General features: G+C 61.5%; 21 protein-coding genes. 12 read left to right on the plus strand and 9 right to left on the minus strand.

Annotated features, from left to right (window positions below; translation table 11 throughout):
* Window positions 1-24: 24 nt before the first annotated feature.
* Entirely contained in the window at window positions 25-1,473 is a 1,449-nt protein-coding gene (locus EDF39_RS02540; RefSeq protein ID WP_123940205.1) for an MFS transporter, read from the minus strand.
* Between the two features lie 82 nt (window positions 1,474-1,555).
* On the opposite strand from EDF39_RS02540, the gene EDF39_RS02545 reads away from it, so the two are divergent.
* A complete protein-coding gene (locus EDF39_RS02545; RefSeq protein ID WP_123940207.1) occupies window positions 1,556-2,233 on the plus strand; it encodes a TetR/AcrR family transcriptional regulator in 678 nt (225 codons plus the stop codon).
* Window positions 2,234-2,426: 193 nt separating this feature from the next.
* On the opposite strand, the gene EDF39_RS02550 is transcribed toward EDF39_RS02545, so the two are convergent.
* On the minus strand, window positions 2,427-3,284 hold the full coding sequence (locus tag EDF39_RS02550) for an enoyl-CoA hydratase/isomerase family protein (protein WP_123940209.1): 858 nt from the start codon (window positions 3,282-3,284) through the stop codon (window positions 2,427-2,429).
* 106 nt (window positions 3,285-3,390) lie between these two features.
* On the opposite strand from EDF39_RS02550, the gene EDF39_RS02555 reads away from it, so the two are divergent.
* A complete protein-coding gene (locus tag EDF39_RS02555; RefSeq protein WP_199726119.1) occupies window positions 3,391-3,984 on the plus strand; it encodes a TetR family transcriptional regulator in 594 nt (197 codons plus the stop codon).
* Between the two features lie 362 nt (window positions 3,985-4,346).
* Here the strand turns inward: EDF39_RS02555 and EDF39_RS02560 are convergent, their stop codons facing one another.
* The 5 genes from EDF39_RS02560 to EDF39_RS02580 form a co-directional block, all read right to left on the minus strand.
* Window positions 4,347-4,868 carry a hypothetical protein gene (locus tag EDF39_RS02560; protein ID WP_123940211.1) on the minus strand — a complete coding sequence of 174 codons (522 nt, stop codon included), beginning with the start codon at window positions 4,866-4,868 and terminating at the stop codon, window positions 4,347-4,349.
* A 173-nt stretch (window positions 4,869-5,041) separates the two neighbouring features.
* Window positions 5,042-5,338: a hypothetical protein gene (locus EDF39_RS02565; protein WP_123940213.1), complete on the minus strand. Its 297-nt coding sequence runs from the start codon at window positions 5,336-5,338 to the stop codon at window positions 5,042-5,044.
* A 306-nt stretch (window positions 5,339-5,644) separates the two neighbouring features.
* Window positions 5,645-6,394, minus strand: coding sequence for a metallophosphoesterase (locus EDF39_RS02570; protein WP_123940215.1), 750 nt, complete (start codon window positions 6,392-6,394; stop codon window positions 5,645-5,647).
* A gap of 100 nt (window positions 6,395-6,494) precedes the next feature.
* Window positions 6,495-7,064: a hypothetical protein gene (locus EDF39_RS02575; protein WP_123940217.1), complete on the minus strand. Its 570-nt coding sequence runs from the start codon at window positions 7,062-7,064 to the stop codon at window positions 6,495-6,497.
* Between the two features lie 67 nt (window positions 7,065-7,131).
* Window positions 7,132-7,665 (minus strand): hypothetical protein, encoded by a 534-nt coding sequence (locus EDF39_RS02580; protein ID WP_123940219.1) that lies wholly within the window; start codon window positions 7,663-7,665, stop codon window positions 7,132-7,134.
* A 298-nt stretch (window positions 7,666-7,963) separates the two neighbouring features.
* Between EDF39_RS02580 and EDF39_RS17885 the strand changes: the two genes are divergently transcribed.
* The gene (locus tag EDF39_RS17885; RefSeq protein WP_123940221.1) at window positions 7,964-8,224 is read left to right on the plus strand and encodes a helix-turn-helix transcriptional regulator; all 261 of its coding nucleotides are present in this window, start codon (window positions 7,964-7,966) and stop codon (window positions 8,222-8,224) included.
* A gap of 62 nt (window positions 8,225-8,286) precedes the next feature.
* On the opposite strand, the gene EDF39_RS17890 is transcribed toward EDF39_RS17885, so the two are convergent.
* Window positions 8,287-8,538 carry a helix-turn-helix domain-containing protein gene (locus EDF39_RS17890; protein ID WP_123940223.1) on the minus strand — a complete coding sequence of 84 codons (252 nt, stop codon included), beginning with the start codon at window positions 8,536-8,538 and terminating at the stop codon, window positions 8,287-8,289.
* A 709-nt stretch (window positions 8,539-9,247) separates the two neighbouring features.
* On the opposite strand from EDF39_RS17890, the gene EDF39_RS02595 reads away from it, so the two are divergent.
* Window positions 9,248-10,261 (plus strand): hypothetical protein, encoded by a 1,014-nt coding sequence (locus EDF39_RS02595; protein WP_123940225.1) that lies wholly within the window; start codon window positions 9,248-9,250, stop codon window positions 10,259-10,261.
* A gap of 104 nt (window positions 10,262-10,365) precedes the next feature.
* Here EDF39_RS02595 and EDF39_RS02600 read toward each other — a convergent pair whose 3' ends face one another.
* Window positions 10,366-11,010, minus strand: coding sequence for a hypothetical protein (locus EDF39_RS02600; protein WP_123940227.1), 645 nt, complete (start codon window positions 11,008-11,010; stop codon window positions 10,366-10,368).
* Window positions 11,011-12,100: 1,090 nt separating this feature from the next.
* Between EDF39_RS02600 and EDF39_RS02605 the strand changes: the two genes are divergently transcribed.
* From EDF39_RS02605 to EDF39_RS02645, 8 genes are all read left to right on the plus strand, one after another.
* The gene (locus EDF39_RS02605; RefSeq protein WP_123940229.1) at window positions 12,101-12,334 is read left to right on the plus strand and encodes a hypothetical protein; all 234 of its coding nucleotides are present in this window, start codon (window positions 12,101-12,103) and stop codon (window positions 12,332-12,334) included.
* Window positions 12,327-12,767: a hypothetical protein gene (locus EDF39_RS02610; RefSeq protein ID WP_123940231.1), complete on the plus strand. Its 441-nt coding sequence runs from the start codon at window positions 12,327-12,329 to the stop codon at window positions 12,765-12,767. Before EDF39_RS02605 ends, EDF39_RS02610 begins: the two co-directional genes overlap by 8 nt.
* 1,191 nt (window positions 12,768-13,958) lie before the next feature.
* Window positions 13,959-14,825: a hypothetical protein gene (locus EDF39_RS02620; RefSeq protein WP_123940235.1), complete on the plus strand. Its 867-nt coding sequence runs from the start codon at window positions 13,959-13,961 to the stop codon at window positions 14,823-14,825.
* A gap of 322 nt (window positions 14,826-15,147) precedes the next feature.
* Window positions 15,148-16,098, plus strand: coding sequence for a hypothetical protein (locus EDF39_RS02625; protein ID WP_123940237.1), 951 nt, complete (start codon window positions 15,148-15,150; stop codon window positions 16,096-16,098).
* A gap of 50 nt (window positions 16,099-16,148) precedes the next feature.
* The gene (locus EDF39_RS02630; RefSeq protein ID WP_123940239.1) at window positions 16,149-17,828 is read left to right on the plus strand and encodes a hypothetical protein; all 1,680 of its coding nucleotides are present in this window, start codon (window positions 16,149-16,151) and stop codon (window positions 17,826-17,828) included.
* A gap of 252 nt (window positions 17,829-18,080) precedes the next feature.
* Complete coding sequence (locus EDF39_RS02635; RefSeq protein ID WP_123940241.1) at window positions 18,081-18,845, plus strand: type IV toxin-antitoxin system AbiEi family antitoxin domain-containing protein; 765 nt, start codon at window positions 18,081-18,083, stop codon at window positions 18,843-18,845.
* 2 nt (window positions 18,846-18,847) lie between these two features.
* Window positions 18,848-19,627, plus strand: a complete 780-nt coding sequence (locus tag EDF39_RS02640; protein ID WP_123940243.1) for a metallophosphoesterase — start codon at window positions 18,848-18,850, stop codon at window positions 19,625-19,627.
* Between the two features lie 68 nt (window positions 19,628-19,695).
* On the plus strand, window positions 19,696-20,733 hold the full coding sequence (locus EDF39_RS02645) for a hypothetical protein (protein ID WP_123940245.1): 1,038 nt from the start codon (window positions 19,696-19,698) through the stop codon (window positions 20,731-20,733).
* The last annotated feature ends 51 nt before the right edge of the window (window positions 20,734-20,784 follow it).

The raw sequence follows: 20,784 nt of genomic DNA on the forward strand, positions 1-20,784 counted from the left end.
CCGTGGAATGCGCAGACCGACCGGTCACACTTCGCTGCGACCCGACGAAGGCCGCGTCGTGAGCAGAGCGATGACCGCGGCGACGATCGCAGCTACGGCACACACCGCGAAGAGGATCTGGTAGCCGCCGAGCGACGGCAGCTGTGTGCCCGCAATCGTGACCGTGGCGAGGATGGTGCCGCCGATTGCGCTTGCGAGAAAGCTGCCCAGCGAGCGGATGAGCGTGTTCACGCCGTTCGCGGACGCGAGTTCATGGCTGGGAGTGTTGGCCGCGACCAGCGCAGGGATCGCCGCGTAGCCAATGCCGGTACCGATTCCAACGACGGTGCTTCCGACGACGATCTCCCAGAGGGAGCCGGTGACGGTGATCCGGAGGATCCATCCCACGGCGACGATGAACCCACCGATAGCGAGCGTCTGGCCGGCTCCGATGCCGTTGATCAGGCGGGCGGCGACGGGTGACAACACGAGCATGGCGAGGCCGCTGGGGAGCATCGTGAGCCCGGCGACCAGTGTCGTGGTCCCGAAACCGTAGCCCGACGACTCGGGCGCCTGCACGTAGGTCGCAGTGCCGATGAGCGATGCGAAGAGCGCGAAGCCGATGAAAAGCGAAGCGATATTCGTCAGCAGGATCGGGCGCCTCGTCAGTGAGGCCAGATCGACGAGGGGCTCACGGTGCCGCGTCTCCCATAGGCCGAAAGCGGCGAACAACACGACCGTGGCCACGAACAGGACGATGGTCCGCGGCGAACCCCAGCCCCAATCGCTTCCCTGCGCGAGCGGGAGGAGAAGCGTGACGAGCGCGCCGGCGAGGAGGGCAGCTCCAACGAAATCGATGTGACCGCCCGCGCGATCTTTTGGCTCCGGGACGAGGAGCATGATGCCGAGGAACGCCACCGCTGCAGCGACGGCGGTGACCCAGAACAGCGTGTGGAAGTCGCCACCTTCAGCGATGAGCCCCGCGAAGGGGAGCCCGAGAGCGCCGCCGACACCCAGCATGGCCGAGATGGTGGCCATGGCCGTCGCGCGCCGGCGTGCGGGGAGCAATGTGGCCAGAAGGCTGATTCCGAGGGGGATGGCAGCAGCGGAGATACCTTGGATCGCTCGTCCGATGATGAGCACGACGATGTCGCTCGAGAGTGCCGTGATGAGGGACCCGACGAGCATGGCCCCAATGGCCACGAGCAACATCAGCCTCTTGCCGAACATGTCGCCCAGTCGGCCCATGAACGGGACCGCGATCGCGCCGACCAACAGAGTCGATGTGAGTAGCCACTGGACGGTCTCGGGCGACGAGTGGAGCTGCTGCGGAAGGGCAGGGAGCACGGGAATTAAGAGGGACTGCGAGAGCGAGACGACGAGCGCGCCCAGGCCGACCACCCCTAGCCAGAGGCTTGATCGGCGACTGCCGACGTGCTCGGCCTCCTCTTCGAGTTGAGTGGGAGTGCTGGCCGTATCGGGCTGAGCTGTCATGCAACGCAATCTACGTCAATCAATTGATTGAATCAATTCCTAAGATGGCATCAATCACAATGGAGTGAGGCAAAGGAGGCCCATGTCGAACCAGGTGAACGGGCGATCGGCCCTTGTCGGAGTTCGGGAAGCCCGCGTCGCCGCCACTCGGTCGTCCATCTTGGACGCAGCGGAACGCTTGTTCGCCGAGCAGGGAGTCATGTCCGTCTCGAACCGTCAGATCAGCGACGCGGCAGGTCAGGGCAACAACACTGCTGTGAGCTATCACTTCGGGACGAAAGTCGACCTCGTCCGCGCGATCGTGCAACGACACCAGATCGACATCGATGCCCGGCGCGATCGAATCGTGGCCGAGACTGTCGGGTCGGATTCCGTCCGCGATTGGGTTCGGTGCTTGGTCCAGCCGACGGCAGAGCACTTCGCGGAACTCGTCCATCGCGGACACGAGACGTACTACGCCCGGTTCAGCGCTCAGGTTCTCGCCGATCCTGAACTGCGGACTATCGTGACGACGAATATCGATTCGATGCCCTCGCTTCGCCTGGCGCTGGAGAACCTTGACCGATGCCGTCCCGAGCTGCCTCCCGTCGTGTACGCCGAGCGTGAGAACATGTCGCGGCAGCTCATCTCGTGGGGCTACGCCGGGCGGGAAATGGCTATTGCATCCCAGGCGAATGGAGTCGATTGGAACGCCTACGCCACGATCCTGGTCGATGCCGTCACGGGCCTGTGGCTCGCGCCTTGGACGCCGTTGCAGTGACGCCCCAACCCCGAATTCGCGTTGGCCGTTGAATCCAGTGATCTCACGTGTTCACGTCCGCGCCAGAGAAGCGAACTCAAGGGTGACGAGAGCGAGATCCGTGAAGGCTAGATAAAGCGCTCGCGCGACACTGCCGATGGTGGGCCGGTGCGCCGCATGAGGCACCGGCCCTCCTGTACTCAGAGGCCCCTTGTCACAGTCCGCGGATAAGAGCTTCGAGGTGGATCTCGCCTTCACGGGTCTGCATGCCCGCCACGAGAAGTGACTGGGCGCGGTCGGCCGCCTCGGGAGTGAAGAGCGGCCCGAGAAGGAGGTTCTCACGGGCGAGTCCAGCGCGTGTCACCGCATTCGGGACGGCATTCACCGCGTTCTTTACTGCAGTCACGATCTCGGGCCTCAATTGGCCAATGCGCCTGGCGAGGACTGTGACGAAGGAATCAATCTCGTCGAGGGGAAGTGCCCTGTTGACGAGGCCGTATCGTTCTGCCAGCTCAGCGTCGACGAGCTGGGCTCCGAGCAGAAGCTCGAGAGCGCGCGCGCGGCCGACGAGAGAAGTCATGTACTGGGTGCCGCCGCCGCCGGCCATGATGCCCATCATCACCTCCGGCTGAGCCTGGCCGGCCTTGCCGATCGCGGCGAAACGCATGTCGAGCGCCATAAGGAACTCGTTTCCGCCGCCACGGGCAAGGCCTTTCAGCTTGCCGATTGTGACCTGAGGGAGTGCGCGAACTTCCTCATGGACGACCTGCATGAGATTCAGGTCGGAGGGGAACTCCGCGTCGGGATTCGCCGCGACGGTCGCGGCCCCCGCGGCTGCCATCACGTCGGGTTCCGTGATGAATCGCGTGTCTCCGTGAGCTATGAAGATGTCGGGATCGGCGCTGTCGAAAACGATGACTCGGACGTCGTCGTCGGTCCGAACTTGCGTGATGAATCGGCGCAGCGAGGGAAGGAGTACCTCGTCGGAAAGATTGAGGGGCGGGTTGTCGATCGTGACGGTTGCGACACCCTCCAAGACGATGACTCGAAGGGCGGGAAGGTCGTACGGCATGTGTTGCTCGCTTTCATTAAACTCGGGGTCATGAATGACACTGAGTATCAACATATGCACTTAACTTCATTTGTGCAAGCGGGTTTCTCGCCTGTAGCCTCGGACCGTGAATGGAGTGAGCACGAGAGAAATCGGGCGAGCGGCCGTCCGAGATGAACTCGCCGCGGTTGGTCTGCAAGGTTTCCTCGAGTCGGGTTTTGACGCCGTCACCTTCGATGACCTGGCAAGGCGGGCGGGAGTCTCGAGGAGTACCTATTTGCGGTACTTCGGCAGCAAGGAAGATGTCGTGCTCTGCGTCTTCGATGCCCTCGGTCCGCAGATGGCGGAAGCGCTCACTGACCAGGCGAGCATTAGTGACGATTGGGCGGCGTTGCGGCACGCTGTCGAACCCGGGGTCACGCTTCTGACAGCCGATGCAGCCTTTGAGCTTTCGCGACTTCGCCTCGTCTGGACCACGCCGTCTCTCTGGGCGCGGCTACATGAGAAACAGGAGACTTGGAGGCCGCGGCTGGTGGAGTTGCTTGCGGAGCGACGCCCCGAGTCAGCGGTGCCAATAATCGCCTTGCGGACACGCGTTATGGCGGCTTTGGGATGCCTGATGGTTGCCTACGACGCTTGGATTGAAAGCGACGGACTCGAGAGTCTTGATGACCTGCTCGATCAGGCGTTCGCGTCCTTAACGGGAGACGATCAGGAGTAGTTTCGCCCCTTTCACGTGGTCTACCAGCCCATGACTCCAGAGATTGGGGCGGGCCTGCCGCCCGACTGTGCCTCTGCGAGCTGGCCCGGGCGACTTACGCGGCAGACTAAAGGCTTGAGAGCGTCAGCACGCTTGTCCGGTTCGCGTTCAAGGCGCCCCGTGGCCCCTGACCGCCAATCATTGCGCTGCGCTGGATGAGGGCCGAGAATCGATTCATGCAGAGCGAAGCGAGGGATGATTCCTCGTGGATCACGTCCGAGATCAGGGCGCTCATCGAGGAATCGGAAGCTGGGGACACCCGCTCATTTGAAACCGTTGATGAGATGATGCGAGTACTGCGGGGTCTTCCGGGAAGTACCGACTCAGCTCAGTAACCAGTTGCTCATGCGTGTGATGGTTTTGACACGCTCGCCTCGCCCGGTTTGGGCAAGCCCGGGCGGCATAAAGTTGCCACCTACCGTCCACAGGAATTCCATGCCGACGCGGCATCGTTCGAGACGGTGTAAAGGTACCCCCGGCTTGCAAAGTATGGGAGTTCCATCAAGAGACGGCTCGCCCGACACGGTTCGCTTTGTCATGTCGACCCAGTACTCACCAGCTGAAGTGACGACTTGCCACCCACCCGTGTCGCTATCGAGGAGTTCCACGGTTCGCTCACCCTCGAGAAAGATCGCCCCAATATTGGGACGAGAAGTCATCGGCTCCATGGCTTGGAGCGACACTGCAGCCAAGTCGCGGAGGGAGTTGAATTCGTCCGCTGGCATCAGGATCGCTCGTCCTTTCGGGGCGATGATCGTGATGCGGTCGAGGCGGCTGGTCACGTTTGCCAGGAGGTCCTCTAAGTGGGACATTACTTCGGATGCGTCAACGGTCAGCTCAGGCAAGGCCGCAGGCGAGTTGCGGGCCATCTGTGCCTGCGCCTGGCGCTGCTCTCGTGCATCGTCTGATGGAGGTCTCTGATCAATGCGGCTGATGTTCGTGACGACGCCGCCGGGGGTCGTTTCATTTACGTGGCTCGGGTCGCCAGGGTCCGAGGAGAGCCAGGTCGCCCGCTCGCCTATGCGGCAGCCGAGTAGAGCAACGAGTGTGGACGATGACCGGATTCTCCGCCTCTGGAACCGCCCCCATCAGGCTTGGTGAGTGTCTTTCGGTCGAGGTCGACGATGTAGGCGTCGGGCCCGATCGCGACTCGCCACGAACCCGAGTCAGAATCCAGCAGCTCGGAGACGGTATCCCATCGGTCGGTGCGGGCGCCGGCGTCGGCACGGGGCACGGCGGGATCCGACAAAGCGACGAGGGACCTGGCCAGAGGAACCCAGTCCGCGAAAAAGCCTTCGGGAATGAGAACAGCCATGCCCCAATCGGAGCGGATTCGGACGGGCTCATGCCGCGTGATGCTCGCCAGCAGAATTGATGGGAAGTCGGCTCTTGCCGTTTCAGAGCTGATCTCCCTCATGGCTTCGAACCCACCCCGAGCGTCGGGCGCCTACGAGACATCGTGTCGTTCGACATCGGGTGGATTCGTTGCCGGCGTTTCTGCGGCGCCGTCACTGCCGCTGAGCCGGTCGTTTAGGAGAGCGCTTTTCTGAGCGATGAGCAGCGATAGATGCTGCACCAGTCGGTTTTCTTCGCCCTTCGGCATAAGGCCTCGTCTCGTCGCCTAGATCCATTGGAAGTCGAGCGTGGCCATGGTGAGGATGCCTGCGTTGCCAGGCGAGCGGTTGTCGGCAAGCGAATAGATTCGCCGCGGCGCTCCGGGCTCCGTTTGCCCTCTGACGTGCATGTGGCCGTGGAAGACAATTGCGGGGTCCACTGCTTCGCAGAGGCCTGAGATCAGCTCGCGAGATCGGGCGGAAGCGGCCAATCGCTCAGGACGCCATCTCTTACTTGCCCTGCCGTTGATGATCGCGGCAACGCTCGCGGGACCGCCTAGGACAGCTTCGTGCGTAAGCAGAATGTCGACATGTCCGAGAGCCGCGGCTGCATCGAAGAGGCCGGGCGCGGGCACCTCTTGCGGCCACCAGTTCACACCCTTGACGAGGTCGTCCTGGACGGAAGCGCCCGTACCGAACGAGAGAACGCTCCGTCCGCCAAGGCCGAAGCGATACCCCGGTGGTAGGGCAAGGACGTGTTCCGAAAGCGGTGTCGGCTCGCCCCGCCGCCACTCCTGCTTGGCGTCAAGCCGGTCTCGATCATCGTGGTTCCCAGGCGTGACGAGGACGTAGTCGATGTTGTGTCCGCGGCAACGTTCGTCAATAAAGTTGAGGAAGGCCTTGGCGTACTTGTCGGTTCCGATCTCGAGGTCGCCGAGTTGGAGGATCACGCGGACGTCGGGTGCGGCGGTGGATATCCGTGAGAAGACGTTCATGATCCAGGTACGGTCGTTGTGCCAATCTCCGGCGACGGCCACTCGCTCCTGGGCGGCCAGAGACTTGCGAAGGCGCGCCAACTCGACAGCGCGCCGTTCGTGCCTGTCTGGAGGAAGGGGGCGGTCTTCGGATGCGTGGACCTCACTCACGGTTCGCCTCGAAAAATTGGGGTGATGGTTCGTGGCCTCGAAGTAAGTCGATCACGGCCTGCGGCTCCAAACGCTCTGACAGCCAGCGCGCGGGCGAGAGCGGACTCACGCCCCGCAAGGCTGCTTGAGGGTCATAGATCGCTTCCCCGAAGGACCAGTAGTACATGGGCGCGTCGGCTGCGATGATCTCCTTGCTATGAGGGAGGAGGCCGTCCGAGGTGTCGGCGTCGAATTCCCACATCGGCGTCGCGGTCGTGTCTCCGTTGGTTCGTCCGATGAGCTTGCCGTCGTCGTAGATGTCTTCCAGCCTCTCGACTGGCACCTTCAGCCGCTCGGCCGCGGTCGCGTCCATGTACGAAGCGGCGAGTCCGACAATGAAGGCCAGAATCAGCTCCTGCTGGAATTCACCGGATTGGACGGCTATCTCGGCGGCGGCAAGGTCGCCTTCGGTGACCGATCCCTCGTGGAGAATTGCGCGGCGTTCGCGCTCTGGCAGTCGAGACGGCCGGGCCGGTGGAGCCTGCTCCAGCACGAAAGCCGCTCCTGCGAGGGCAAAGGGCACGTCGATGCCTAGTCGAACGAGTTGGGCGAGGAACCGGCTGAGGCCGTCGTTGTGAGGGGTGACGGGGTTAGTCATGTCGTCCTTCCATGCGGATGACAGCGAGGGCGCTGTCGACGGGAAAGCCGAAGTGCAGCCATTCGACGATGTTGTGGTCGGCTTCGGCAATGAGTGCGGTCTGCGGGGTTGCCATGATGATCGCCAGTTCGATCCACGAAAGGCGCCCCTCGGCGGCAGCCAGGACCGCACGAATGTGCGGGACGAGGCCGCTCGGGCTGCCAGCGTCGTATTGCCAGGTAGGTATTGCGAGCGTTCCGCCAACGGTTACCGCCTGGAGGTCGCCATTGGCGAGAAGCCTTTTGATGCTCACGCCATCCAGGCCCAGGCGTGCTGCGGCCTGACGAAGTGATTCGGCACGCACGGGTCGTCTGGCCAGACCGGCGCTCAATACGGGACGACTCGTCGAGGCTGTCGTGGTCGCCTGAGGAGGAATGTGCAGAGCTTCCAAGTTCGTCGCCACGCTCCCAAGTAGCTGATCGGCATCGATGGACGCCGCGCGGGCTGCAGCGAAGAGGCCGGCGATCTTGTCGGTGATGTCTGTCATGAATGGGAGCCTTCGATTCGAGGGGTCGGTGGTCTTTAGCAGCCGTGTGGCTGCTTCCTCTCAAACCGGCGTCCCTCACCGGTGGCAACGCAAAACCTGGTTGGCGGTTTGGCTAGGGCGAGCGTCCGCACCCGCCAGCCGAGAGACCTTCGACCGTCTCTGCACGGTAGATTTGCAACGTCGGGAGGCATCGCAGGGCGCCAGGTCGCGTCGGATGAGCGGCCAGGAATGGACCTATCCGAGATGTCGCCTGCGATGCCATACCCCGAGTTTAGTCCTCATATGAGGACTGCGCCACATGAGCAAAAAGAGGAGATGCCCCGTGACTGCCACGAACGAGCCGAACCTCGACGCTCTGCGGGGCGCCACAGTATCGCTCCGAGTCGCGCGCGGCCTAAGTGTCGACGACCTGCACACGCGATCTGGCATCGCACGCTCAATGCTGTTCAGGATCGAAAATGGCTCCGCCACCGGAAGCCTCGTGACTTGGTTCCGGATCGCTCAAGCCCTCGAAGTTCCACTCTCTGACCTGGTCCAACACCTCGAGTCGCCCCGGTAGGCCGACGCACCTGCCGACGAAAGCACCGAAGCTCCCTGTTGACGAACCCCGTTCGGTGCAGGTCAGTCTTTTTCAGAAGACAACGATGCGACGACATCCCCTTCGGCTTTGGCTTGCCGAATCCACGTCGAGATTGTTCCTTCGGGTACGTCCAGCAACCGGGCCAGATTCCGAGCTGAGAGGCCACCCTGATTGGCCTGAAGGACGAGACGTCGCCGCTCCCGAGTGACCTCCCTGCGGGCGATCGACATGGCGCGTATGAGGGCCAGTAGGGGTTCGTCTCCGGGGCTGGGCTGACGTGAGAGCTTCGGCATGAGTGATTCCTTCGTAGGCGGCGATTGTCGTCACGCTTGCGGCCCGAATTTGAGCATGCAAAAATGCGTGGCGTCACCACTCATGCGTCGGAGATGTGCCCACGGCGAAAAAGCCGGAAGATCCCTCTCGTCCTGTTTGCAGCAGGAAGGGAAGAACACTATGACCGGATGGAAATTCACAGATTTCCAAGCCGGTGTTTGACGTTCCTAAAGTTACTGGATCACCGCCCTCAAATGAAGTTGCGCGCATCAGGGGGCCACCCACTTGCCCCGTGACACTTCGTGTATGGCGTGTACTGTACGTCAACCTTTCTCTACGAACATTTCAGAAAACACCGAGATATTCTCGGGACTCGCAAAAATCTCTCGACCGCATAAATCCCCCTGCCATGATTTCTCGCGGCGTCCTTCGGCCTTGCGCGAAGGCTGGAGGCGCAAGGAAGCGTCCTGGTTCTTGTCGTGAACCGCCTTCCGGGGCGTCGGTTCTCTCGTAAGTCATCCCGCCGGCGCCCACCCCTACTTGAGAAAGCGTGTACATGCCAGCCCTCCAATACGGCCTAAGCTTCGGGACTGACCAGCGGACGTTTCGGTCAGGTCAGACGCCCAAAGGCTGGGAGTTTTGGCGGCCGCACGCTTCGCGACGGGGTTACACGGCACCAGCGCAGGACGGGCTCCGAGGCTCAGATGTCATGACCGGCCGGCAGCTGGCATGAGCGCGGAAAGCGATAAGCAGGTCCGCCGGGTGCACAAGATTGGACTGCCTGCGTACTGCGCCGAGAGAAACGTTCTCTACGAGTTCGTGGGATACGACGACGTCGACGGACCGGACTTTGGCGCGCAAAACCCCCTACTTGTTGCCCTAGTCATTGGACTGTGCCAAGGCGGAGCGTTCGCCTCCGAGGTAATGCTTCGAGTGTTCGATGTAACCGTCGAATCGCGGGACTATATCGAGTTCGAGGCCCGCCCGCCGGCCGAGTTCATCACTCAAGCTCGGTTCGATTACAGCGACCCAGCCGGCATCCCCGTAATCGCCATCCCCGGTCCGGCCATCGGACTCGGGCAAAACCCTCATAAGGCCAAACCGGGCCACGCCAGCGAAGTCATGCACGCAGCCGTACTCGCCAGCCTCCTAGCGACCGAAGAGGATCTGGACCTACGAGATGACACGAGTATCCACGACCCCTTCGAGGATGCAGCGTATTACGTGCTCAGCTTCTATCGCGTAAAGGTGCTCGCGGGGCTATTCGCCCTGAGCGAGCCGCTGACTGGCGACAGTTTTGACCTCGACGCCAACAGCTTCGACTACATGGCGACCAAGCTCAAGAAGCGGCTCGCGCCTCGACCGGCTAACCCCGCCTTGGGCCGCCACGACATGTTTGTTGATCGTCGGTCCATCGCGGACCAGGTGATCGGCATGGTGACTGCCTTATGGTGCACAGTCGCCGGCGCGGCCGCCGATTACGCGGTTGCCCAGATTCCCATACCGCCGGCCGCACTCGAGAGCATCCATTGGGACACGCAGGTGGGCCACTTCTGGGCCGAGATGCGGGACACGCTCGTGAAACTGCCGAGAGGCTCATTCCCGCCTACCCAGTCCGTCGAGGCGGTCGTAGGGAAGCTGGCCCCGATGCTGCACCGATGGCTTATCTTCCTCGGCTTCGAGTACCGACTGAGAGACGGTCGCCCGTGGTTCGGGACCGTCGAGGAGGACGCTGGCTTGTAAGGGCCGAGTCCACACCGGCCAGCGACATCAGGACTCTCGATGAACGCCAAGAATAATGGGTGTCGCCCCATTGGAGAGGAGTTGCCGAGAGCGCATGAGCCTCCCTAGCGCTGCTTGGATTTTTTCTTCCTGGACTTCTTTCGTGACTTCGGTCGCACGTCCGGACCGTCTGCAACTTGCACAGACTCTTGCCGACGTGCGGACGTCTGGAGCGCACCAAGCTGCCTGTCGACAGTTTGCATGTAGGCGTCGTAGTTCTGAACGTTGCTCAGCGTTCGGAGTGCTCGCAGACAAACTGAAATGATGAGAACAGCCGTAACAATGCCGACGACTTGTCCGACGAGTCCAAATCCATTTATGAGTGGACTAATTCGAAAACTGTCAATTACCGAAGCACCTTGCTGAATGGCGAAAAACGCTGCCGTGACAATGCCCCCAACGGACCCGTAAAGCGTCGCGCGCAGGCCCTGGGCGATGAGGTATTCCAGGAGAAGTCGCCTATCTTCATGCATTCGTTCCGCAGCCGTCACCTCACCGGTGACCCGGGTGACTCTTTCAGCGGATCTCCTCGAGCTTCGAAGTGCAAGGGCCTGTTCCACTCTTGGCTGAAGAAGGTTGCCGCCAACCGATAGCGGAATGGCGGCAATAAGGCCAAGAACGAACAGAGTAACTTCCACGATCCACCTTTTGAAATCTGAGAAGTGGGCCTCCCCTGGATGACCATAATTGATGCCCTGCTCAAGCGGCAAGAATCTCTCCTCTGTGCCGCTGACCTCGAGCATTTGGCAGCAGAGATATAGCCCGATGACCCTCCGCACTTTTGCCCTCAAGCTGCCAAAAGCGTGTCTTCGTTATCGCCGACGCCACGCTCTCCCACGTGTGACCATGGGACGCCCGCCCTGTCGATCTAGTCGTTGCGGACTCGCTTGAGAATTGCAGCGGTAATTACCCTCTAAACAGCGGCAGCGGTAGTGACGGATTTCCGCGCACGGACGAGCGCTACGGCTCTTCCCCAAAGTCAGGGGGAAACGGTTGTGGCATGGGTAAGGCCTCTCATAGAACGCGAGAACCTCAAACCCTTGCGAGTATCCAAAAGGTGAGGATCGTCACCGTCAATCGAACGCACGTCAGTTACTGACGGTGCCTCGCGCCTCCTAGCCGCGAATCAGCATGTGTGGATACTTCTCGGCCCAGGCCAACGATCTCAACGCCAAATCAAGGTTGCTTTCCTCTGTCGAAGACCGGAGCCGCTGGTTACGAGGCTCTGGAAACAAAACGTCATCTATTCCGCATGACCTTGCGGGACCGCAAGCACCACATCAAACCGGCCGATTCGCGGTCATGTGAAACGAACAGTCGGCCGCAGGATACGTCCTTCCGCCCCAAACGAGGGGCACTGATGATCTGCTCGCTTCAGTCGGGGACCGATAGCCTCGGGCGAGGGGGCGCAGTCGGGTTGACGACTGGCGCCAGAGGGGAATCGATGAAAGACCTGGATATCGACTTGGCTTCTGCCAAGTCGTATGGGTTGCTGGAACACGACCGGCGGGATCGCGGGGCAGCTCGTTGCTGGGGCTTTGTCGCCATAACTGGGGCGGCGTGCCTAGCTGAGGATCTGTCGCAGAAGAATATGCTCGCAATATGGTCAGGAGGGGGCAGCAGGATCGTCGAGCTGAACGCCAGGCGCATGAGGCTCTCGACGCGTCTCTTAACGATCAGCAACACGGTTCTTACGAACCCCCGGACCGAAATGTCTGTGCCGAGCAGTCCTGGTATCGGCCTGCTGACGATGCAGACACGATCAGGATCGAGCCGCATCTCTGGCGCCTTAGGGGTCGGGTGGTCGATTTCGCTGTCATCGTCAAGACGCAGCAGCTCGACGGTGAGTGGGAAGAGGTGGCCCGTATCGACTGCTGCCATGGGCATGCTCACCTGCATCACCTGAATGGAACGGTCACGTCGCTTGCTCCTCTGCACAGCTGGGAAGACGTCAACGCGAACGTGGCGTTAGCCCTCACGGCGGCCCAAAACTACGCGACTACAATTCGAGACGTGAAGGAGAATGATGGCTGAGAACATCAACACCGCTCTGGACGATTTTCGTTTGGAAATTGACATACTGATTGCCCTCGGTGGTCGACAGCTTACGGTTCGCGATAACAACGGTGAATGCCCCGTAGTGGCTGCTTTGGAGGAAGAGCGCCTTCCCGTGCTCCTCCGGCGAGTGGAGAGCGTCGGTGGTTACGCCAACGTCTTCACGAAGGGTCGGGGGTCCTCGATTCGTCATTTTGTTGTCATGGATGCGACCGGCGCCTTGGACGTTCGCGGGGCCGAAACGATGCTCGACGCGGAGCAGCCCAGTCCCGAGAGCACGGTGGGCATGTTTGTCGACTATTTGTCGCGGCAGAAGGCGGGGGTCCTGCTTCCTGCGCGCCTCCGGTCTGACGGTTCGATGCGGGTCAGCTTGCCCACGAGGCAGGTTGAGTTGATTGAGGCCGACGCTTAGCTTCCGAGAAGCCGTAGCGTTCGGTTCTCATGTCGCGTGACGAGCACGGGTCCAACGCGTCCCAAAGGAGTTGGCGGAATCACCGACACTTGAGCGAGGCGGCCGCGCTGATTGTCTTCTTCGCCTACTGCGTCCTGGTCATGACGGGTATTGCGACCGTTCTAACGGTCTCGGCGGAACCAGTCGACTTCGCCAAGTCCTTTGCCTCACTCGGGCGTCAAGTTGCAGTTGACGCGGTGTGGCTCGTGCCCACGCTGATTGCGACACTGGTGCTTCTCATCGGTGTGCCTTTAGCGCAGGCTCGTTCGGCGACGGATGACGTCGCTCTTATTCGGCGCCGAGTGGCAGTGTGCAGTTATGCGATCGCCGGTGTTGCGGTGGCAGCGATTGTGCTGGCGGCGGTTGGTTCGATTGGGGACGCTGCGACGGCTGAGCGGATGTGGTCTGTCGCTATCGTCTCGGCCGTCGCTGTCGCCATCTCACTGTGGACGGGAGGCCTCGTTTTCGGCACACTGCGCGAGAGGCTCCGGGCAGCGACAAACGGGGTGTCCACCACCCAGGCCGCTTACGTGGCGTTGCGTTCAGCCGGTGCCGGACAGCAGGGCTTGCGCGGGACCGTTCTCTTTCGCATCTTGCTCCTCGTGGGCCTAGCCGTGACTGGAGTAAGCACAGTTGCTGCTCTAGTCGGCGCGCGCGAAGCCGTCACGTCCCTCGTGACTGCCATCGCAATCTTCGCCTTGGTTTTGGCGTCAGTTTCTGTCCCGCTGAGCTTGGCTTTCGTGGGTAGCTTCATGCTCACTGATGCAAGTTCTCCACGATTCCTGCGGTGGGCTCTCGGAGGCATGGCTCTTCTATCGGCCTCCTCCGTAGGCTTTACCGTCCTCTCGACCGGTATTCGCACGGGCATCCCTCTTTCGATAGTCGCAAGCCTTGTCTTAGCCCAGCTGCTCCCTGTTCTGTGGGCGATCATCCCTAGTTGCTGGGGCTCGTGGACCCTGTTGCAGCTCGTTCGTGGCTGGCGGATGCGGCGTATACGCCTGCGTCGTCTCGCTTACCGACAAGAAGTCGTCGACCTGCAACGTCGCACAGCAACCGGGGAATAACAGCCGACAACAGGCTGATTACGACATCGGCCGCCGAACAAGTCCCACACCTCATAGTTCATTTCTGAACTGGAATTAGGGTGTGACTGTGGCGACTAAAAGCAGTGTTCCGAAAGTGATTCCCCGCGCCCTTCCGTCTGGGGCAAGTAAGTGGGAATGGCCTGGTTACGGGGAGCCTCCGGCTCGTCAGCATGTTCCGTATGAGTGGGCCGTCACCAACTTTGCGGCCCGCTACTTCCGTGATCGCTTCTACGAGCACGAGGATTTGCGGATAACACGTGAAGTTACAACGTCGAATGCCGTTTTCATGAGCAAGCTCGGGGCTCGATTTGGCCTGAGCAGGTCGAGTGTGATGCGAACCATTGATGGGACACGCTGGCTAACAAGTGCTGATGTAGGGCACTTTTTGCGGAACCCAGAGACCGCAATGGGCATGCGCGATGTTGTCGATCATTACCGCCTGCTACACAAAAGTCAGACTCAGTCGGTCGAGTCGCTGGCTTCTTGTGTGGGTGCCGTCCGCCTGGAAATGTTGGGTCTGTGGAGGGACGAAATGACTTCTGAGGAACGGGTGGCGACGCTCGATGTGCTTGCTTCTGCCGTGGGTGAACTGCTCACGCTCGGAGCCGAACTGGAGCTGTCGATTGCCAAACGGAACGATTTCTCGCCCACCCACGATGTGAAGTGGATTCAGCTAAGGCAGTTTTTTGCCGAGAGCTTCGGGACCGAAACTTCAGCTACTGATCTCGCGCTGAGCCACATGTCACGAACTGAACACGTCCGGCGCCTCGTCGGAAACACGCCCACGACGGTCCTAGAGGTCTTTATGCGCATGCGCGACGCAAGACCGGATGTCAATCGTGGACAAGTCGCCTCGACTCTCAGCCAGCTCTACCGGCAGAAGCAGTTGGAGCGAGTGTCGAAGGGCATCTACCAACAAAAGCGAACAATCTAAACCAGAAAGGCCCACCTGCCCCCATGAAGAGCCGCTCAGGCGGCGCAAGTAAGGCTCCTACCGATTCGTGCATAAGCACGCCCAGCAAGAGCCTTCAAGCATCCAGTGCCCCCGGATGCTTCGAAGGTACTCCAGCTGTGATTGGTTCGCAAGCCTCTCTGCGTCGTACCCAGATTCCCTTTTCAACGCCCCGAGCTATTGACACTGATGGGCCCCGCCGCCTCATCAGACGGCCTGTTCGACGGCGCCCGCCTGGGCCGTCATCCGCCCCAGTTGGACGTCGCTCCCGCGGGCCCGTCCCTCGTCCAGCGGGAGGTGCGGCATGAGCCACAACCGCGTCCTGCTCAGGCGGGTATGGATCTACGAGCCGGAGCAGGTCTACTCCCTGTACCGACACCGATTCCACGAGAAGGGGTGGTTTGTCACTCATCGCATAACCATCGAACGGTGTGCGCGATCCATCAACCCGGCGACCCCGAGTTCAGCGCTGAACGCGATGGTGGCTGTGTCCTACTTCTTCCGCTGGGCCGTGGAGAACCACCTGTCCTTAGAGATGGAGGACCTGTTCCATCCCGACACCGTCGAGTGGTACATCTCCGACTACCTCGCCCGGCTTAGTCCTCTCCGGGCAACGACGCACAGGTCCATGCTGCGTCGGATCGGACCTGAGGTCACTCGACACGCGCCGTGGAGGCCCAAGCCGGAGGCGTTCACGCGTCTCAAGCTCAAGGCGCCCTACAGTGCCCGTCAGACGACCGGCTTCGACCGAATCCTCACAGAGCAACCCACGGAGAAAGCCCGTCGCATCTTCGCCGCCATCCTCTACCTGTGCCTCGGGGCGGGTCTGCGGGGTCCGGAGGTGGCTCTGGTGCATGCGCACCACGTCACTCGCCACGACGGCTGTGTCTCGGTACGCGTTGAAGGGCCGAAGCCTCGTGACGTCCCAGTCCGTCACGAGTACGCCCAGCAGCTGTTCAAGCTGGCCGTGGAGTACCCGGAGGGCCCGTTAGTGGGCCACGTTCGTGAGAACGAGAAGGACGTCACCTCCAAGCTCAAGCGGTGCCTAAAGGTGCCCGATTGGTCGCCGAGCTTTGTGCCTGCTCGCCTTCGCACCACCTGGATGGTGAACGTCCTCAACGGTGACGTGCGCCTTTCAGCGGTCCTTGAGGCGGTAGGGGTCGAGGGACACTCCCTCCGGGACCTCGTCCCGCACCTGACCGAGCGCGACGATCCCGATGACGAGGCCGTGCGCCTAGCCGGAGGATTGCTGTGAGGGGCGCAGGATTCCGGGCGCCTCGCCCGGTGAAGTCCGATCAACCGCTGATGACCATCCACACCACCCGGAAGGCGTTGAGTATCTCGCGGACGATCATCGACCGCGCGGAACTTGACGGTGGCGCGCTGGTGTTCGATCGGTTGCGCCGCGGGCAGTGCCGTCTGATGTCCTTCCGGACTCTGCTGATCGTCGGCCTTGCCTTCAAGATCCAGGACCCCCGCCGGAACTGGAACTTGTCCCAAGTGGCTCGCTTTGTCCACCAGTTCAACCGAGCCGAGAGGGCCCTGGCCGACCTCGCTGACTTCGCTGGAACGTCTGATCACATCGAGACCGCCCTGCGAGCCATGGCCCGCTTGCTGGAACCGGAAGGCAGTTTCCACCGTGTCAACCCGAAGACCGGTGAGGTTCGGCCTCGCCCTGTGGGAATGATGACCCTCGACCAGTTCTGCAACCGAATCGTTGAGGCCAGCATTCCTCCGGTCTTCCAGCCCGCCCAGGTTCAAGCGTTGGACTCCACCGACGTGCCAACGCCGGCGAAGAAGCAGTTCTGGCCCAAGAAGCCGGATCCGGTCGTCGACAGCGACTACATGCCGCCCGCCCCGGAACCTAAAGATAAGGAGGAACGGGGCTCCAAGGGGTGGCCGCGCGTCGGCTATGACGGGCGACTCCAGTGCTCCCTGGACCTCGACGCCCGTCTCGGGTGGCGGACGCAGACTGAAGACCATGACACCCACGCCTTCAACGGACACGACCTGCATCTGCTGGTCGACGCAGGGTTCGTCGGCTACGAGACGATCGTCTACTTCATCCGCGGCATGCTGTTCCGGCCCGCAGGAACCTATAAGGCCGATTGCGGAATCGCCCTCATCGACTCGCTTCGGTATGGGTTCGAAGCAGAGTGGCTCGCCACTGATCGCGGCTACAGCTACTGCAAAGCCGAGAACTGGGTTCGCCGGCTGGACGAGCGGGGCATCAAATACATCCATGACCTACACGCGAACCAACGGCGTTCCAAGATGCCTATCCGCAACAAGGCCGCGATCTGGATCGACGGGGTGCTGTTCACGAGTGCCCTGCCGAAAGAGTTGCGGAAGCTGGAGAACTTCACCATCGACATGAGCGACGAGGACAAGTCCAAGCTGCGGGAGAAGTATGAACGCCGCATGCAGTACGCGTTCATGGCCAATGGCCCTGTGCGGCCTGACGGCAGCGTGCAGCTCAAGGGCCCCGCGATCTCGGGCCGCCTTCGATGCCCGAACGTCGCGATCTCCAGGCGGTATGCCATGAGCAAGCCCGAGACGAAGTGCCAACCGAACTCGTGCGATTGCGGCTCGACGATTGTTGTCTACCCCCAGGAGAGCGCCCGGGAGCGTCAGCCGATGCCGTTCGGGACGACCCGGTGGGCGGAGCTGTACGGCATGCGGACCGCCGTGGAGAGCGCCAACTCGAACTTCAAGATCTGGCGCGGCGTCCTGCACCGGCACAGCAGTTTCGTTTTCGGGACCACGCCCAACGCGATCCTTCTTGCCCTGCAATGCGCCGCGATCAACGTCAGCCTGTTCCACGACGCCTACGACGACAAGGTCACCATCAAGACCACCAAGTCCGAGCATGTCCCGCCAAAGAGACGTCGCCGGGGCGCAGCCCGTGCGCTGCACCAACGCAGGGCGCGCAGCAAAAAGCGCCTGACGGGACCGCAGCCGGTCACCCAAGGTCGTCGGCGCTGATCACACACGGGGCGGTGCCAGCCCTACTTGGCTGGCACCGCCTGTCTTCCCCTCCAGAAAGGTAAAGCCCTTGTCTCATCAGCAGCTCGTTCGCCCAACCACCCGGGACCCGCACATCGACCGTCGTCCTGTTGCCCATGTCGAACCTCCAAACGCCGGCTGGACGCGCCAGTTGGTGCAGGTCCGTGCGTCCAATCGCGACCTCCTCGTTGCCGTTGGGACACGGCGGCGCCTCATCGTCGGAGTCCTCTCGTGAGCGTTTTCGAGTGGATCTACGAGGCCGAAAGCTTGGACGGCCGCCTGACCCGCTTGGCCGCAAGTACGCACGGCATTTTCACCTCCGAACAAGCCGGGCGAGTCGGCCTCACCCCGGAATATCTGCGCCGCAAAGTCACAGACCAGGTTGTCGAAGTTGTTGACGAGCGTTCCATCTACCGTCATCTCGCAAGCGAGGCGCCCTGGTACGAAAGCTTCTACCGCGCGGAGTGGGCGTCGATCCATCCGGCGCAGTTCGCCGACGAAAGAACACGCTCGTACAGGCAGCCGCGAGACGTCATAACGGGGCAGTGGGCACTCAGTATGCAGGGTTTCTTCCCGTTCTACCCCCGAGGCCTCTTCCTCTTCTCCGAACCGACGTCAACAAGCTCCGCGTGCATCGACGTCGTTGTCCACCCCATTCAGCCAGAGGACTGGACTTGGACGGCTGGGCTCCCAGTGGCCCGACCTGCCACGGCGATCGCGGACATGGTCCTTGCCCAGGACGACGAAGACGCCATCCGGGACAACTTGCAAGAGGCCGTCCGGCAAGGCGACTTCGACTTGCGACGGTTCTCGGAGATCGTCGAGGCCAGCGCCTTTCGCAACCCCGCGATAGCTGAGAGTGGTGCGGAGACCTTTGGGCGGCTCTTTGGCACGGGAAACACCTGGATTACCCGTGACGACGTCGTGACCTCGACAGCCTTTGATGGCCGCGACATCACCGTCACCTCCACCTACCCCTCGATTGAAAGGCCTTGAGCATGTTTCACCTCGACGACGAAACACACGTCCTCATTGCCGGTGACTGGCACAGCAACCTGAGCTGGCTCCTGAACGTCATTCCACGAGCCCGATCGGCGTCCCCGACGGCGCGCACACTTCTGCAGCTCGGCGACTTCAACATCGGCGCGGGGCGCCACGCCAAGGCGTTCGTCAACATGGCCGACTCGCTCTGCCGTGGACAGGGTATTGAGCGGCTTCTCATCACGCCGGGGAACCATGACCATTGGGGGCGCCTAGAAAACATTGAAGGCTGGCACGAGGGGCGTCCCGCTCAGATCTCGGAACGCATCTGGGTCCTGCCCCGTGGGTATCGATTCGCAATCGGAGGTCGCACCTTCATGTCCTTCGGAGGTGCAGCTTCCCTGGATCGCCACGATCGCGTTGAAGGCGAAACGTGGTGGCCGTCTGAGGTTGGAAGCGATCTCGAATTCTCTTCCGCCGCGGCCGCAGGACGAGCCGACGTCATGCTGACGCATGAAGCGGTTGATGGGGCCACGTCCGCCACGGACAGCATCACGGCCGGCCACAATCCGTACCACTGGCCAGGCGACCGGCTTGAAGCCTCCGCGGAGTCGCGGCGACGGACTACTCACCTCTGGAACGTGGTGCACCCGGCGATCCTTTTCCACGGGCATCTTCATGCAGGAGCAACCGGTGCCCTGAATGACGGCAGGAGGGTCTACTCACTCGACATGGACGCCCGACGCGGCAACCTGGGTGTTCTTGACTTGGAGACCCTCAGTTGGGTTTGGCACTGACGCCTGTGGGTCGCGTGACCTGTTCGGGGTCGAGCGGGCTCGGCGGCATCGGTGCAACGCTACTTGACATGGCTCACCTATTGAACGTGGACGGCGCTAACGCCTCGGTCCTACAAGCGACTTCGATGACGGCGGAGGGATTGAGCGAGACGGACAGCCTCGAGGCGTGGATTAAGAAACACCCCGAAGTCATCGACGAAACTCTGATGGTAGTTACGACCCAGTTCAACAGTTGGGAATCTGGTTCGGACGTGGCACGAGAACGGCCGGACGTTCTCGCTCTCGCGACCAGCGGTGAGCTTGTGGTCATCGAACTTAAACGCGATCGCGATCGCCGCATCCACCTTCAGGCAATCACTTACGGAGCCCTGGTGGCGGGATTCACGAAGGAGATCTTGGCCGACGCTCACGCAGAGTGGTTGAGGAAAGAGTCTGGTCGCACGGTTACGGCAGCTGAGGCGCTCCAGATCTTGGAGGATCACGTTGAGCCGGAATGGTCTGAGGATCTGTTCCAGCTCCCCAGGCTAGTTCTGGTTGCAGAAAGGTTCCCAGCCCAGGTTCTGACCACGGTTCAGTGGCTTTCGGCGATTGCACCCAACATGACCATTGAGTGCCACGAATATCAGCTGTTCAATCGGGATGGAGATATTCTCGCGAGCTTTCAAAAGCTCTATCCCGTAGATGACCTGGAAAGTAGGCGTCTGCGTCCCATGATGACGGCCAACACGACTGTCGTCCGCGACCAGTTGACGACCAACACGCGTCGAGCAAAGTCGGTCACCATCATTGATGAGTTCCAGCTGATCCCCGATGGCAGCAGCATGACATTTAGTCTGGAGGGGCTCGTTCGAACTGAGTCTGTTCAGAAGGTTGAGGCTTGGCTGGCGGAAGATGCGGAAAGATCAAGCGTTAGCTGGGCCTCGCATCCTGTGCGCCCGCTCCGCTGGGCATTGGAACCAGGAAAGACTTGGACTCCATCGTCACTCCGAGACGAGATCTTCAAACGCGCGGGCCTTCCCAAAGTCTCGTTTTCTGCCGCAGATGCGTGGCAGTACGAAGGCACAAGTCTCTACTGGCTCGCTGATTCTCGGGACAGTAACGGTTGAAGGACGCAAAGCACACCTAGCTAGGACGAGGCAGAGGGCGGCATCCCTCGA

Source organism: Frondihabitans sp. PhB161 (genome assembly GCF_003814635.1).
GTDB lineage: Bacteria > Actinomycetota > Actinomycetes > Actinomycetales > Microbacteriaceae > Frondihabitans.